Source organism: Photobacterium sp. DNB22_13_2 (genome assembly GCF_052873915.1).
This window is the reverse complement of sequence record NZ_JBNNXU010000037.1, coordinates 14183-30932: the sequence shown is the minus strand read 5'-3', so window position 1 is coordinate 30932 and position 16750 is coordinate 14183. Positions and strand designations below refer to the sequence as shown.

Below are 16750 nucleotides of genomic sequence, written 5' to 3'. Positions count from 1 at the left end.
GTAGTTCAGTTGGTTAGAATACCGGCCTGTCACGCCGGGGGTCGCGGGTTCGAGTCCCGTCCGCTCCGCCACTTATATTAAGCCCGAGTCGAAAGACTCGGGCTTTTTTACGTTTGAATCTTTTGTTCGCTCTGCGGTCGAATGAGTCCCGCCGGTGTGCCAGCCCAGCCACTCCGCCACTAATCCTAAGTCAAAAGGTTTGGTTTTTTTTCTTCTGTAGGATTTCCCGTCCCCCCCCCTCGGCTCTCGGTCATATCTTCGAAAGCCTCTGGCGTTTTTAAATTGAGGTAATTGTTACCTGTTCCACCTTTATTCGTTTCTCTCATTCTATTTTCATAGAGCTGTGGTCTAACTCGTAAAGCTGCCATAAGTTAAATCGAAAACAAGTAATTGCTTATAGTTTGGTTGTTGCATATTGAAAATGTTGATAGTTTTATAAGCGACTTTTGGCCATGCAACAGGGAGGGGCTATGCCTATGTTTAAAAACGCTATTTTTGTAGGTTTTTTGATGTTTACCGGACAAGTACTCGCGACAGCCATACCGGCAACAGATTATCGTCTTACTTATGAAGGACGTATCAGTAAGGACTGGGGGCTAGGTGAGGTACAACTAAATTGGCCGGGGAGTGCTGTGACGCTCCATTTTTCAGGTACTCACCTACAGGTAAAAATGGATGGCCGTGGTACTCAGTTTGATGTGCTGGTAAATGGTGAGCCTAGCCATATCTTAAAAACTGCATCTGGTATGAATTCCTATGAAATTTTGAATTTTGCTGAACCATATGAAGCGCGTATCGATCTAGTCAAGCGAAACGAAAACCATGATGCAATGATTAGAATTGCTGGCTTTGAAGCTGAAGGAGAGATCCAAGGGATTTGGCAACAGAAGCCACACATCCTGTTTTACGGTGATTCGATAACTGCCGGTTATGGTAACGAGTCAAGTAAACGGGAATGTACAACTGCGGAGATTGCCGATACAACCAATGCCCGCAAGTCATACGCTTCTATTGCAGCTGAAGCGTTAGGGGCTAGCCGTACTATGGTTGCTTATTCCGGACTTGGTCTGTTGAGAAATTGGAATGGTAATAACCCCCACCATAATCTGCCTTATTATATGAATAAATCAGGCGCAATCTTTACTGGCAGCGAAAAGTATGAAGACCGCCACCCTAATTTAGTGGTGATCAATTTAGGTGGAAATGATTTTAGTACTCCGTTGCAGCCACATGAACCTTGGCCCGATATGCCTACTTTTTACGGCGCCTGGATAGATGGCTATGTTGACTTCATTTCTAAACAGCGTGCCCGTTATGGCGATGTTCCAGTTATCGTTGTTGCTAAAGTCTGGTATCACGAAATAATTGGTCTTTTAGAAGCTCAACTATTGGCACAGAATATTCAAGATGTTTATATTCATTATTATGATGCTGATTACTTAGGCTGTAATTGGCATCCTTCTATACCGGAGCACCAAATAATGGCTGATGCGCTTGTTGAAAAGATAAATAAATTGTCTCTTTTATAAAAATAAAGTGTGGGGTTTATCCCCACACAAATCACATTATAATTTTATTCATTTCTTTTATAATATTATCAAATTCCGTGTTAATAAAAAAATGACCGCCATTAAATAGCTTTACACTAAATTCTTTATTGAAGTGTAACTTCCATTCGTCAATATCCGAGATGTCGACCTCATCATCAAATAACCCTAAGAATAGAGTAAATGGTATCTTTTTTTTATTTTTTGGTATATCTGATTGGTAATCAGCCACCTCGAAATCTGCACGTAAAATATCAATGTATATATTGAAGAAATCGATGTTGTTTAATATTTCATCCGGTGTTGCATTTAATCTCTTAATCTCATCAATGAATTCTTTTTTCGGCAATAAATGGGTGCCTGATTTATGCCTTTCCTGGTGTGGGGCTTTACAGCCAGAAGCGATGAAATGAATTGGGAGAGGGTGATTGTTAGCATCTAAGAAGTTGATTAAATTGTGGCAAATTCGTCCGCCCATACTGTGTCCAAAGATGATGTATGGAAGATCAGTCAGTGGTGCGATCTCTTTTCCTAATTCATTGATTAGCTCTGGCATGGATGAGATTAAAGGTTCATTAAAGCGGTTAGCCCTGCCAGGTAATTGAAGTTGAATGATTTCAACATGGGAGGGGATGTTTTCTAACCATTGATTGTATATTGCAGCACTTCCTCCCGCATAGGGAAAAAGAAATACTCGAAGCGTTGCGTTTTCAGAGTTGTGCCTAATCCACCACTTTGACATTTTCCACCTAAACCAATAATAAAAATATCGATAATATCACGTAGTATATGGGTGTCATTTCAAATATGAATAAATTATCTTTTTTGCGATGAATGTTTAATTGTTTTTTGTTATTAGTGTAATTGATCATTTGATATTTTGAATGATTTCTAAATGTTAACTATTTTGAAGGTGATAAATATATTTTTATGAGATTATTTGAGAAATTTTAATAGTGATTCATAGGATGAAGAATGAGAAAGCTTGCTCTATTATTCCCGGGACAAGGATCGCAATATGTCGGAATGGGTAAAGAATTAATTAATTCTTTACCCATTATAAATGAAGCATTTTCTGAGGCATCTGAGGTATTAGGAAGAGATATCACGGCATTATGCTACGAGTCGACATCGGATGTACTAACCCAGACAGAAAATGCCCAAGTTGCCATATTGACTCTTAATGTAGCTTTGTACCGCCAATTCGAAGCGGAGTACGGTATTACCCCTACGGTTGTCGCAGGGCATAGTTTAGGTGAATACGCTGCTTTGGTTGCCGCCCGAGTTTTAACCTTTGCTGATGCGTTGAAGTTGGTCGAGCAACGAGCTCGGCTTATGTCGGAAGCCGCAATGGGGGGCGATGGCGATATGTTGGCTGTTATAGGCTGTGATCAGGAACAGCTGACTCAGTTTTGCCAGCAGGTTTCAGCTGAAGGAAGTCTGGTGACACCAGCCAATTTCAATACAGTAGATCAGGTGATAGTGTCCGGAACGACGGTAGGGGTTGAGTCCATTAAAAGTCTATTGGATGAACGTCAGATTAAGACTCAACGCCTGAATGTCAGCGGTGCCTTCCACTCCCCATTAATGGCGTCAGCAGCCGAGCTGTATGCCCGTGAAGTCGCCAAATATCCTTTTTCTGAGCCTATTTTCCCAGTTATTGCCAATGTGACTGGCCGGCCTTATCCATCGGCAACAGAAATCAAGAGGTTGCTTGTTGAGCAACTGGTGAGCCCAGTGTGTTGGGTGCAGACGATGGATTATGTCCAGCAAGCTTGTGTGACATTAGCGGTTGAATTGGGTCCCGGCTCTGTAGTGAAGAAGCTGGCCAAGTACCATCACCCAATAGAGGTGCTGTCCTTTGACGTTAAGGCCGACCGCCAGCAGCTAGGACAACTTGTGATGAACCGTGCTGAACGGGCAACTTTCAATCAAGATCAGCAGATCAACGTTTTCAATAAATGTATGGCTATAGCCGTTGCTACACGGAACACCAATGATGATCTACAGGCTTATGAGCAAGGTGTCGTGCAACCTTATAACACCTTGAAGGCGCTTAACGAGGCTGGAGAGGTGACTGTGGCTAATGCCCATCAAGCGCTGGCACTGCTCAAAACCATCATGGATACCAAAGGGGTGCCAGCAGAAGAGCAGCATCAGCGTTTCAATCAGGTGGTAGATGAGGTGCAGTTGAGTGAACTGATGCCTGATCTTTCTGTTGCACAGCTTATGGGTTAGCAGCATGTTCAATGATTTTCTTAGTGCCAAGAAAGGAGGGAAAGAATCTCTTGAAACTGACTCGTCTGCGTTCCAGCTCGAGAGCGTGTCAGCCTTATCTGATCGAGATATTGCGATTATCGGCATTGACTGCCGTGTTGGAGGGGCTGATACCTTGGCAGATTTCTGGAACGGACTTGAGCTAGAGAGAGATTTTATCCGTCCGTATCCTATTGCGCGTGCCGCTGATGCTGGCGTTTTTTCGCTTGGTGGTCGGGAGTTCTATCCTGCAGCCTACCTAGAGCATGTGGATCAGTTTGATCATGATTTTTTCCAGCTGTCCTATAACGAGGCATGCGGTATAGATCCCAATCAACGGCAGTTATTGCAGAGTTCTTGGCGGGCATTTGAGGATGCAGGCTACGGTAAGTCTGCATTGGCTGGAAGCAAGGTCGGCATTTTTGTCGGTTTTAATAGTGATTTTGACCCGACATACCGGGAGTATGTGGGGCAAATTGCACCAGAAAGCCAAGAGTCACTGTCGGCGGCGGGCAATATCCAGTCTGTACTCGCTAGTCGCCTTGCCTATCTACTGGATTTGAAAGGGCCCAGTTTAGTTGTTGACACCGCGTGCTCATCTTGTTTAACCGCTCTTCATTTAGCTTGCCAGTCGTTGCATCGCGGCGAGTGCCAGATGGCTCTTTTGGGTGGGGTGAAAGTTCGCTTGCTGCCACGAGAGGCTGAAAATGAGTTGGGGCTACGCTCGGCTTCAGGTCGCTGTAAGACCTTTGATGAGAGGTCTGATGGGATTGGTTCTGGTGAGGGTGTTATTTCATTGATTTTAAAGCCTCTTGATGATGCTGAACGCGATGGAGATAATATCTATGCGCTTGTTAAGGCGTCTGGTATTAACCAAGACGGCCGCTCGGTGGGTATCACCGCGCCCAGCGCGGATGCTCAGCAGCAGTTGATCCGGGAGGTGTTGGAAAGTGCGGATATCGATCCGGCAACAATCGGCTTGTATGAGGCCCATGGTACAGGCACTAAGCTTGGTGATCCAGTAGAGCTGTCGGCTATAGACAAGGCCTATCGCACGTTCACTGACAAAAGGCAGTTCTGTGCTATCGGGGCGGTCAAAAGCAATACTGGTCACTTGGATCATGCTGCAGCGATGGTGGGATTGGTCAAAATTGTGATGGCGCTGAAGCATCAGTATCTGCCCGCTACACTGCATTTTCATTCGCCAAACCCTGAATTTGATTTTATCGATAGTCCCGTCTATGTGAATGAAACAGGGGGCCACTGGCCGGCCTTGGAGACACCTCGGCGGGCAGCATTAAGCGCATTTGGCCTCAGTGGAACCAATGCTCACGCTATCTTTGAAGAGTATTTATCGTCAGTCGGTGAGTCGGCTGATGAATGCAAGGGGGTAGAGCAAAACCAATTTTGGCTGCCGTTTTCAGCTGCTAGCCTTTCAGTCCTGGAGCAGGTGGTTGCGGACTTTCTCGTTCAGTTAGCATCGCCAGTATTCTCACCGTCCCTTGCTGATGTCGCTTATACCTTATCGTGCGGGCGAACGCATCACGCGTACCGCCTGATGGTGGGCGCTGTCGATTTGGCCGATTTGCGTAAGCAGTTGCAACAGTGTAGGGGGGCAATAGCCGAGAGTCCTCTGTACGGTTACCACAAAGTGGTGCCATCAAGCAAAAAGGGTAGGATACCGGGGGAGCATAGCGAAGCCGAGATGCGCTATATAACAGGGCAAGCTGCACGGCTGGTTGAGACGGGAAAGCGGGATGAGGCCCAATTGGCAGCATTGTACCGCCAAGGGGCTGATGTAGACTGGCAAACCTATTATTGCGCTGGCGAATATCGCCGGATTGCGTTGCCAACCTATCCCTTTGCGGCCAAGCGTTGCTGGGTTCCTTTCACGGGGGGAGCTCGACACGCAGGCCTTGAAGAGGTCGAACACCCGCTGGTTGATACGATTCTTGCAAGATCTTATGACCGCATCATTTTTACGACCCGGTTTGATGTTGATAAACATTGGGTGCTGAACGAACACCTTATTGATGGTAACTATATTGTGCCCGGTACTACTTATGTCGAGATGGCGTCCGCAATGGCCGTTCGCTATCTGGGCTATGACACGGTGGAGATGCAAAATGTGATTTTTTTGCAGCCAGTCATTGTCGCACCGCAGCAACCGAGGGATATCCAGTTAGTCCTGATCAGTGAAAACGAGAAGGCCCGTTTTGTGGTCACCGGACTTCAGGATGGCGAGTGGATCATCTATGCGCAAGGGGGGCTGTTACCGGATATCTCTGTGGCGGCAGAAATTAATCTGCCACAGGGGAGCCAGTTGGCGTCGTTTGACACCGTGACTGAAGCACAAATTAACCAGCAAACTATCAGTGATGTAGGGCCCCGCTGGGATAGCCTGAAGCACGCCCGGCGTCATCAAGATCAAGTCTTTGGTGAATTCTCCTTGCCGCTGCGATTCCGTGAGGAGGTGGCAGGGTACCATATTCACCCAGCCTTGATGGATCACTGCGTCAATATTGCCAATGGCTTAGCAGGCAAGGCCACATACTTGCCTTTCTCCTACCGTTCTATTCAGATTTACCGTCCTTTGCCGGCAGAGTTTTCAGCCCTGCTGATAATGAAAAAAGGAGAAGAGTCTGCGCCAGAAACGGTGAAGTACGATATCAGCATTGTTTCGCTCGACGGTAAGCCGGTGATGGCGATCCGTGATTACGTGATCAAGCAATACAAGCAGAATTTCCGCAATGGCCCTGAGCCGGGCTTTATCACCTCGTTAGTCCCCGCCCCGGAAATAGACGGCGAGGCTATGCTCCAGCAGCAGATTGTACTACTTGACTCTACAGGGATGCAGGTAGGTGGGGTGGCTGCTGAGCTTGCTGAACGCTTGGCGAAGAACAACCGGGTACAAGTGTTCACGGATATGGGGAAAGAGGTGTGGGAGGCAATCCAGGTCGCAGACCGTGTCATCCTTTATCCGGGGGCGGAGGCGACAGAGCTTTCACAGACAGCATTGACCTTATTTCGTTTTGCTAAAGGGGTGGCACTAAGCCACCGAAAACATCCACTGCAGTTAACTATTGTGGCACACAATGGCTATGCCAAGGGTGACGGAGAGGCGTTGATCAGTCCGGCAGTCCATGCAATGTATGCAATGGCTAAAGTGGTTAGCCAGGAGTTGCACAACGTGTCCGTCAGTTGCTTGGATGTACCGTCAGAGGTTGAGGTCGCAGATATCCTTCCACTCGTTACCTGTCACAGTCCCGGCTACCAGGTACGTATTTGGCGCCGAAACGGGTGCTATGAGCCTCAGCTGCAGCAGCGACAGGCTGCCGGTTCACCTCTGGAACCATTGAATAGAGAGGGGGGGTGTTATGTGATCAGTGGTGCCTCTGGCGCGTTGGCGGAGGTGGCAGCCTCCGTTCTTGCCGCTAAAGCTTCCAGCCACTTATGCTTGCTGAGCAGGACGGGGCTGGACGATGGCACGACGAAAGCTCATAGCTTGCAGCAACACATCGCGAAGTTGAAAGCGGCTGGGGCGACCGTCGAATATCACGCGCTGAATGTAGCTGATGCCGTACGGGTCGAACCTGTTTTGGCCAACTTACGTCGTCAGTACGGCGCAATCAATGGGGTGCTCCATACTGCTGGGCAAGCTGGTGATGGTTTTATGTTCCGCAAAGAAGAAGCCGAGTTTAGCCAGGTGATCCGGGCCAAGGTTGCCGGTGCCGAAGTGCTCGATCGGTTAACTCGGGAAGATTCGCTCGACTTTTTTATTCTCTACTCCTCTGTTACCGCGGTGTTTGCTGGGATGGGGCAGTCTGATTATACCTATGCCAATGCCTGGCTGGACGCGGTTGCCGAGCGCCGACGCCAGCAGGGGTTACCCGCGCTCGCCGTGCAGTGGCCGGCTTGGTCGGAAACGGGGATGGCCGTCGAGATGCAGGCCAAACTTGATGGTTTTGTTGCTCCATTAACAACACGTCAGGGGCAGGCTGTGCTGGAGCACGTTATTGAAAATTGCGAGCAAGGAACCGTGATGCCCGGGCAGCTCAACCCTGATTTTGATGGTGATGAACAGTCGTTGCCTGTCGTACTTGGGTTTACCCCGACCGAGAAAATAGCGGTTGCTGGCACGGTTGCTGAAGGCACGGTCGTTCTGACGGGGAATCAGGGGGGAAATTCGGATCTGATCGCCCAGTCGGTCGCCGAAGTGTGGGCGTCAGTACTTGGTTTAGGGGAAGTTGATCTATCCGATAGCTTTTTCAATTTAGGTGGTGACTCCATCTTGGCGGTTAAAGTCATTCAGATGATCGAGCAGAAGTTCGGCAGCATTATTGATGTGACCGATATCTTTACCTACCCCACGGTATCGCAGCTAGCCGATCACATTCGCTCTCAGACTCACCCCCTTCAGACCGAGGCCATCGAGGACAACAGGGATTTCGATCTTGATACTTTATTGAGCCAGTTGGAGTCCGGAGACATTTCGGTTGAAGAAGCAAATGCAAAGTCAATTAACTAAATAATCGATTAATCAGTGAAAGATTAAGGGGCAAGGAAGCGTTATGTCAGAGTTGAAGAAATACATCTTCAGTCAAGTGGCCAATAGCAGTCTATCGAAGAACGACGCCAAGAAGTTGCTGACTGAACTGCAGAGCAGTGAGACGAAGAGTAAAGATATTGCCATTATCGGGATGGCCGGTCGGCTTCCTGGAGGCTCAAGTAAAGAGGCGTTCTGGACCCATATTATGCGTGGTAGCAACCTTGTCGGTGAGGTCCCGGAGGCACGCAAGGAAACGGCTAAATATTACATGAAGCATGTTGCCAACAAGTTGTACCCTGATACTCGTACGGATGAAGCCGACTTCGACAAGCTGGAATACCAAAAGCAATCCTATTTTGAACAACTACATGAATTTGATGCATCATTCTTTGGCATTTCCCCACGTGAAGCTGCGGTAATTGACCCTGTTCAGCGTATTTTCCTCGAAGAAACCTATGCTGCTATTGAAGATGCCGGTTATGGCGGTAACAAGATCATAGGTACTAACACTGGCGTTTTTGTCGGCCGCAATCATACCAAGAGTTTGACGTTTGACATGATGGTCGAAAATGAGCCGCTCGGGGTAACGGGTACTTGGACCGGGATTTTATCGAGCCGGATTTCCTTCCTGTTTGATCTAAAGGGGCCGAGTATTGTACTTGACACCGCCTGCTCCTCCGGTTTGGTTTCGGTATATCAAGCCTGTACCGCATTGCGTAGCGGTGAGTGTGATATGGCATTGGCTGGAGGGGTGAGTGGGGTTAATTACCGCCCTGTTGTCGGTGTTGACTCTTCACTGGAAACCTATGAGTCGGCAGATAATGTGGTGAAAACCTTTGATGACCGGGCTAACGGTACTGTCTGGGGGGAGGGGGCTGGGGTCGTGATGCTCAAGCCGCTTGAAAAGGCTCTGCGAGATGGCGATCAGGTTCATGCGGTGATCAAAGGTTATGCGGCCAATAACGACGGTCGTTCGAATGGCTACACAGCACCCAATGCCCTCGCTCAAGAAGAGATGCTTGTGCAGGCGTGGAAAGATGCAGGTATCCAGCCTGACCAGGTGAGCTACATAGAAGCACACGGTACAGGAACAGCCCTGGGGGATCCGATTGAAACCAAAGCTCTGACCAATGCCTTCCGTCGCTTCACTAATAAGCGCCAGTTCTGTGCCATCGGGACGGCCAAATCGAATATGGGGCATTTGGTAGGAGCATCAGGTGTTGCTGGTTTAATTAAACTAGCAATGTCACTGCAGGCGAAAAAAATCCCGGCATCGATTAATTTTGAAAAGCCCAACCAGTTTATTCCATTTATCGACTCGCCCTTGTATGTCGCCAGTGAGCTGATGCCATGGGAAAAACATGGTGATAAGGCCCGTACTGCTGGGGTTAGCTCATTCGGTTTTAGTGGAACTAACTGTCATATGGTGCTGCAGGAGGCGCCAGAGGGAGCAATGACTAAAGCTAAAGCTGCAGATGATGCTGGTGCTGCCTACCTGTTCCCAATTTCAGCGAAAACGTCCTGGTCTTTCGAGCAGCTATTCAAGTCGACCCTGAATTTTATCGACACTTTACCAGACACCGCTTCTATTGGTGACTTGTGTTATTCCGCAGCTCAAGGGCGAGGACATTACAATTACCGCGGTATCTTCGTGGTCGAGTCAGTGGCAGATCTGCGCCAGAAGCTACACCGGGTTTTGATAGAGGGGGTTGAGCAGGCTCGCTTTGACTGGTTCTTATACGCTGAACACAAACTGGTCAGTGAAAGCAAGAAGAAGCGCCTGCCGGGAGAGCTGACCGAAGCAGAAAAGAAAGGTTATACCGAGCAAGCGCGGGCAATCACAAACAGTACATCCCCTCTATCGCTGATCCAGCAAACTTTCCTGGCCAGTTATTATGTTCAAGGTGCCGATGTTGCATTCGACAAAATCTTTACCGGTTCGCATAGTAGTGTCCGCCTTCCCGTTTATCCGTTTGACCGCAAGCCATACTGGCCTGAGCCGTCGATGATTGATGCTTTCCGCGGAGCGCAAGAAGCGGAGCCTGAGTTACACCCCTTGCTCGGTAAGCTGGCGGTATCAACACAAGAGAAGGATATATTTACCACCCGCCTCTCGCTAGACCGCCACTGGCAGCTGACCGAGCACTTAGTTCTGGGTCAGCATGTACTTCCCGGGACAGCCTATATCGAAATGCTGAAGGCTATCTCCGCCTATTACTGGCCGGAAGGGGCGATAGAAATCAAGAATCTTGTCTACCTTGTCCCGTTGGTGGTGACGCCCGAGCAGGTCGATTACGAGGTCCAGATCTTCGTCGTCAATCGAGGCGACTCATTGGAGCTTAAAGTCATCAGCCACGATGGCAGCGAGTGGCGCCATCACGCCCAAGCTGATATTCACCGTTTATCGCACCAGCAGCCCGAGGCGGTTGAGTTGGCGGCCCTCAAGCAGAGTATGGAGTACTCTATAAAGGAACCGTTCACTAGCCAGAGTGACTTTTCGTTTGGCCCTCGCTGGTTGTGTTTCGAGAAGCAATGGCTATCACAGGATGAACGGATCCATAATGTGAAGTTGTCCGAGCAGCACCTTGCTGATCTGGATGATTATTACCTGCATACCAGTTTACTTGACCAGGCCGCCAACGGCTTTATTCAGGCCTTTATCCCCGGCGAGATGTTCCTGCCGTATATGTATGGTTCGATGAAGGTCTATGCACCGTTGCCGCGCGAGTTCTTCACCATTACCCACCTTAACGGGGAAGTCTCTGACGATAGGGAAACCCTGAGTTTTAACCTAAAAATGTGTGATGAAGCTGGGCGGGTGCTGGTGGAGGTACGCGACTATATCGTTAAGCGGGTTGACCGCAAACGCTTCAGCCAGCAGAACGACAAAAGCAAGGCTTTTTATCAGGTTAACTGGCTGGCAGGCAGCCCTGAGTCATTACCGGAGCGGCTTACTGGGACCGTAGTCGTACTGAGCGATGGTAGTTCCCAGAGCCAACAGCTGAAGCCGGCTTTGCAAACCGCAGGGGCGAGCGTGGTTGAGGTCCAGTTGGGAGATGCCTTTGCTGAAAATGGTGCGATGGGCTTTACGGTCGGCGCCTGTGAGGCCGACTACCAGCAATTGCTTCAGCAAATGTCGGAGCTGCCAATCACCCAGTTTGTCTATTGTGCCGGGCTCGACGCACTGCATGCCTCCGATAGCACCGTTTCACGGCTGTTCTTCCTGATCAAGGCGATGGTCGCCAATAAGCTGACCAGCAAAATCGCGTTGACGGTTCTGACCGGACAGGCGCATAAGGTTGGCAGCGGTCAGGCAGGCGTGAATGCCTATGGCCGCGCAGTGGAAGGCCTGAGCAAAACCATCCGCATGGAGTACGGTGGCCTTGTTACTCGGGTGATCGATGTCGACCCGCTGACTAGCGCTAGTTTGCTGGTCGCTGAAGTGGCTAATCTCGATGGGCCGTTCAGTGTGGTGTACCGTGCTGAGCAACGGTACTTGCCACAGTTTGCAGAGCGAGCTTTGGATGAGGCGACCCAACAGCCACTGGAGCTCAAGGAGAGCGGTTGTTATGTCATCACGGGTGGCTCTGGTGGTCTGGCGCTGGAAACGGCCATTCACTTGGCCAGTCGCAAAAATGTCAATCTTGTATTGCTTAGCCGCTCGGCGCTGGTTGAGAACGAACCGAGGTTGGAAAAGGTCTTTGAAGCTATCAGTACGATTGAAACGGCAGGTAGCCGGGTGACCTACCTCAGCGCAGACGTGACTGACGAAGCTTCGTTGCAGGCGGCCTTGCAGCAAACTCGCGAATTGTACGGCAGAGTTAACGGGGTATTCCATTGTGCAGGGGTTGCAGGTGACGGCTTCCTGATGAACAAGGATACAGATACTTTCGAGCGGGTTGTCGCGCCGAAAATCGCCGGGACCAGATTACTTGATAAGCTAACCCGAAGCGATGATCCTGATGTGATGGTGTTTTACTCCTCGATCACCGCGTTGTTTGCGGGGCAAGGGCAGGGGGACTATGCAGCGGCGAATGCCTTCCTTGACGGTTATGCTGAAGAGCTTGCTCTGCAAGGCCGTAAAGCATTGTCAATCAATTGGGCTCCGTGGATGGAAACCGGTATGGCCGTGGATTTTGGCGTCGGATCCGGTGAGGGAACCTACCTGTTTGGGATGGACGATAATACCGCGTTTGCCCTGCTTGATACGATGCTGGATAGCAATCAGCCCGTGTTGTGTGGCGGTAAGCTGAACCTCAAAACGTTTGCTGAGCGCGATGCTATCTTGCCCCTGGCGGAGCCGATTGCCCGTCAGGTGAGAAAATTAGCCGTGAACCGGCACAATATGGCGGAAGGCAAGAACGAGCAGGAGATTGACGCCAGCGAGATCAATCTTAGCGGTGTCGATGGTGACAATACCAATGAGGACTTTCTCCGGCTAGGTGCCGTGTGGGCCAGTACCCTCGGGCTTAAAGATATCGATATTTATGACACCTTTACCAGTCTGGGCGGTGACTCTATTTTGGCGATCGAGCTGCAAAAGGGGCTGGAGAAAGCTTTCCCTGGGGCATTTGATATTACCGATATCTACTCCTATCCATCTGTAGCCATGATGGCCGAACGATTGGCTGAGCTGGCAGCGCCGCAGCAAGAGGTAGCCAAGGAGGTGAGCGAGGATGATCTGATGGCGATGCTCGATGGGCTAGATAGCGGTGAAGCCTCGATTGATGACATTTTGCAGATTGTGGATTAAGAGGAGCAGAGATGAGCGACAATAAAGAGTTAGCTCGGTATCTGCTCGGTCAGGTGCAGAAAGGGCATTTCGACAAAGCCCATGCAGCTGCCCTGCTTAAGGCTTTGGGTGGCAAGCCGGCAAAAATCGACATCGCAGTGATTGGGCTTGGCTGCCGATTTTCCGGTGCGGATAGTCCTTGGTCATTCTGGCAGAAACTGTGCCGTGAGCAAGGCGGAGGCGGGCAGTATTCAGCCCGCCGTCATCAAGATATGAGCTATATCATGGGGCGCCAAGGCACTCCGAGAGGAGGGGTGATCAGCGTTGAGAACCTGTTTCCCGATGTTGATCGTTTTGAGCCTGAACAGTTTGGCCTGTTACCAACCGAAGCTGCACTGATGGATCCAAGTCAGCGCGAACTGCTCAAAGTGGTTTGGCAGTCGTTTGATGATGCTGGTTATACGCCACAGCAATGGAGCAATACGCGCACTGGGGTTTTTGTCGGCATGAACGACAGCGGTAAGCTTAGCCTAGAGCCTTACCTCAAAGAGCATAACGTATACAGCAGTATGGGGTCGATGACAGGTTGGTATCCGGGACGTATCGCAACCCTGCTTAATTTAGACGGGCCTTGCCAGGCACTTGATACAACATGCTCTTCCGGTTTGGTTGCGCTCGATAGTGCAGTCAAGTCGCTTCGTCGCCAAGAGTGCGAGCAGGCGATCGTTGCTGGGGTAAACCTGCTAAATACCTTCAGTACCGCCTCGGTCGATGGCTTGGAAGGGATGAATGCCAGTTCCGGGATCAGTACTGCCTTCGATGACAATGCCGGAGGCATGCTGTGGGGGGAAGGGGCTTGCAGTTTGTTGCTTAAGCCTCTTTCTGCCGCTGTTTCTGCTGGGGATCATATCTACGGTGTGATCAAAGGTTCGGCGGTAAACCATGATGGGATGGCTGTCCGACAAGGGCAAGTGTTGCAGCGGGCTTGGCAAGATGCCGGGATCGAGCCAGAGCAGCTCGATTATATTGAGGCGCACGGAACGGGGACCCTGCTGGGGGACTCGATAGAGCTTTCGGCCATTACTTCTGCTTTCAAGCCTTTTACCCGCAAGAAACAGTTTTGCGCCGTCGGCTCGCTAATGGCCAATATTGGCCATACCGCAGGTGTTTCTGGGCTGGCACGGATGGCCAAGGTGCTGCTGTCATTACGCTATCGCCGTCTTCCACCATCGCCTTTCTTCAATGTACCCAATCGACATATGCAGCTGGAAAGTTCCCCGGTCTATATCCAGGAAAGCTTGACAGACTGGCCGCAGCAGCCGAAGAAAAAACTGGTGGGGGTCAGCGCCTTCAGTATGAGCAAGACCAATTGCCATGTGGTGGTGGAGGAGTATCTGGCCGAGCCAGTCCGCGATGCGGGCTTAGCAAGAGTGTTAACTGTTTCAGCGAATGATGAAAACAGTTTGGCTGATCAGCTCGATGCGCTGCTCTGCTGCCTGAGCGATGAAAGTGTGGACTTGGATCAGCTGTGCTATACCCTCAATACCGGGCGTCAGCTAGGTCACTGTGTGGTTGGGATCGGCTTTGAGGACCGTACCCAGTGCTTAGGCTTCCTGCAGACAGCATGGCTGTGGTTGGAACAAAAAGCTGCCGGAGACGAGGCTCCGGAACCATTACCACAGCAAATTGTTTTTCATCGGTTTGACACTATACCCACCCGACGTCAAGTGTTGACATTGACAGATTCTCCAACCGAAATAGAGCCCGTATTACAACAGGTGCTTGCCTTGTACCGCTCAGATCAGCAAGTGGACTGGGCGGCTTATTACCAGCAGTGTTCAGTATGCCGTACCAGCCTACCGAGTGTACCGCGGGATCTGGCTCGTTGCTGGCCAGCCCAATCTTTACTTAAGCCTTATCAGTCGATGGCAGAGGCTCCGCCTTCGGAGGTTAAAGTGGAGGAGGTGAGTGCCAATGAGGAGCTTCAGCTGAGTGGGCATGATGATAATAGCTATACCGAATTGGAGCGGCGAATTGCGACGGTTTGGGCGTCCTGCCTCGGCTATAACAAGATCGATGTAATGCAGGGGTTCTTTGATTATGGTGGAAATTCGCTGAGTGGTTCCATGCTGGCACAGGCGATGAGCCAGGCGCTACAACAGCATGTCACCCTAGAGTTTATCTATCAGTATCAGTCAATTGCAGAGCAGGCTATTGCCTTGGCGCATCAACCCCAGCCACAGCTGGAAGAGCTTAAGCCTGATTTGCATGAGATAACTGGCGAGCAGCCGCTTAGCGCCAACCAGTCATTTATGCTGGGGGCGTGCCAGGAACTGGATAACCCTAATCGTATGACTCTTGGTGGGGTTTATGCGATTGAGCGGCCGCTGCGGCCTGAAGATGTCGAGCAGGCTGTCACTAGCCTCGATGACCATCATGATATTTTACGGACCCGTTTTTGCCGTACCGCTCAAGGATGGCAGCAAAACGTACTTCCTTCCGGGGAGCCACCCGCGGTGTGCCATATCGACCTATGTGGGACTTCACCGGGGGAGCGTTTTAGAGAGATAGAACGCCGGATCAACGAACAGCTCTATGTTTTTGATTTGGAGACCAAGCCACCCTATACCGTGCTGTTGTTTACCCAAGAGTCTGATCAGCCAGTGTATATAGCCTGTTACTTCCACCATGTGATCATGGATGCCTTTGCCCTCAAAGTGTATGCCGAACAGCTGATCTCCCTCGCTATGTCTGCCAGCCAGGGCAAGCCGCCGATAGTGGAAGATAAGGCTTTGTCCTACTTCCAGTATATTTCTGAATGCCAGCGCTACGCCGGTGTTATTGCCAAACAGCAGCAGGAATTTATCGATCAGGTACCGCTTGAGGAAATACCGCGGCTGCCGCGTGATATTGAAGATGGGATTAACTACCGCAGTGCAATTCGTTCTTTCATGCAGGTGATAGATTGCCAGACGACAGAGCGCCTGTGCTACCAGTTGGTTAAGCAGCATCAGGTTGCGGTGATTGATGTACTGATTGCCGCGATGTCATACAGCCTGACGCATTGGACTGGCAAGGAGTGGGTGGAAATCCACAACGTGATCACCGGACGCGACATCATTTATGACCGTAGTCATGACTTCAGTCAGACACTGGGGTTGTTCTCGGTTGGTTGTGATGTGGTGCTGCAAAACACGGAGCTGTCTTCACCGTTGGCCCATCTGCTCGATATCAAGGCCCAGCGAGATGCGCTGCCAGCCAAAGGGGTTGGTAATGTTATTACCCAGCATATTGAGCCGAGGGAGCCAGGTTGCCGTTATGACCTGCTGCGCAAAGAGGTGGCGATCAATTACTTCGGCGACATGCTGACGGACCGCAGCGGAGGTAATGGTCCGGTGCGAATGCTGGATAACCTCAAGGTCGAGATCGGTGACGACTCGCACATCGTGGATGCGGCCATCCTCAATATCTGGGGCAGCCTTGAGGGGGGGGAGCTCAAGCTGGCGTGGGGATACAGCGAGAATATCCACCATGAGTCGACCATACGGGCTGTTGCGGAGCGTTACCGGAGTTACCTAGAGCTGCTGGCAGAGGATGTTGCCTGTGGGAAGTCTGCCCATAGCGATGGTGTTGCCTAGCTCTTGCAGCAAGTAGTGAAGGAAGAAA

Annotated in this window: 6 protein-coding genes; 5 read left to right on the top strand and 1 reads right to left on the bottom strand. The window is 50.3% G+C overall.

Translation table 11 applies throughout. From position 1 onward, the window contains the following. Positions 1-470 precede the first annotated feature (470 nt). Positions 471-1529: a GDSL-type esterase/lipase family protein gene (locus tag ACVA58_RS27105; protein ID WP_446513366.1), complete on the top strand. Its 1059-nt coding sequence runs from the start codon at positions 471-473 to the stop codon at positions 1527-1529. A gap of 31 nt (positions 1530-1560) precedes the next feature. On the opposite strand, the gene ACVA58_RS27100 is transcribed toward ACVA58_RS27105, so the two are convergent. Continuing rightward, positions 1561-2289 (bottom strand): thioesterase II family protein, encoded by a 729-nt coding sequence (locus ACVA58_RS27100; protein WP_446513365.1) that lies wholly within the window; start codon positions 2287-2289, stop codon positions 1561-1563. Between the two features lie 233 nt (positions 2290-2522). Between ACVA58_RS27100 and fabD the strand changes: the two genes are divergently transcribed. From fabD to ACVA58_RS27080, 4 genes are read left to right on the top strand one after another with little or no spacing between them, the layout of a single operon-like run. Continuing rightward, entirely contained in the window at positions 2523-3785 is a 1263-nt protein-coding gene (fabD, locus tag ACVA58_RS27095; protein ID WP_446513364.1) for an ACP S-malonyltransferase, read from the top strand. A 4-nt stretch (positions 3786-3789) separates the two neighbouring features. After that, the gene (locus ACVA58_RS27090) at positions 3790-8331 is read left to right on the top strand and encodes a beta-ketoacyl synthase N-terminal-like domain-containing protein (protein WP_446513363.1); all 4542 of its coding nucleotides are present in this window, start codon (positions 3790-3792) and stop codon (positions 8329-8331) included. A 43-nt stretch (positions 8332-8374) separates the two neighbouring features. Further along, positions 8375-13105 (top strand): SDR family NAD(P)-dependent oxidoreductase, encoded by a 4731-nt coding sequence (locus ACVA58_RS27085; protein ID WP_446513362.1) that lies wholly within the window; start codon positions 8375-8377, stop codon positions 13103-13105. Between the two features lie 11 nt (positions 13106-13116). Beyond that, the gene (locus ACVA58_RS27080) at positions 13117-16722 is read left to right on the top strand and encodes a beta-ketoacyl synthase N-terminal-like domain-containing protein (RefSeq protein ID WP_446513361.1); all 3606 of its coding nucleotides are present in this window, start codon (positions 13117-13119) and stop codon (positions 16720-16722) included. The last annotated feature ends 28 nt before the right edge of the window (positions 16723-16750 follow it).

What these genes read in the sequence shown, in the direction of transcription:
- ACVA58_RS27105 (WP_446513366.1), top strand. Translation starts at nt 471, where the DNA reads ATGCCTATGTTTAAAAACGCTATTTTTGTAGGTTTTTTGATGTTTACC.
- ACVA58_RS27100 (WP_446513365.1), bottom strand. Translation starts at nt 2,289, where the DNA reads ATGTCAAAGTGGTGGATTAGGCACAACTCTGAAAACGCAACGCTTCGA.
- fabD (WP_446513364.1), top strand. Translation starts at nt 2,523, where the DNA reads ATGAGAAAGCTTGCTCTATTATTCCCGGGACAAGGATCGCAATATGTC.
- ACVA58_RS27090 (WP_446513363.1), top strand. Translation starts at nt 3,790, where the DNA reads ATGTTCAATGATTTTCTTAGTGCCAAGAAAGGAGGGAAAGAATCTCTT.
- ACVA58_RS27085 (WP_446513362.1), top strand. Translation starts at nt 8,375, where the DNA reads ATGTCAGAGTTGAAGAAATACATCTTCAGTCAAGTGGCCAATAGCAGT.
- ACVA58_RS27080 (WP_446513361.1), top strand. Translation starts at nt 13,117, where the DNA reads ATGAGCGACAATAAAGAGTTAGCTCGGTATCTGCTCGGTCAGGTGCAG.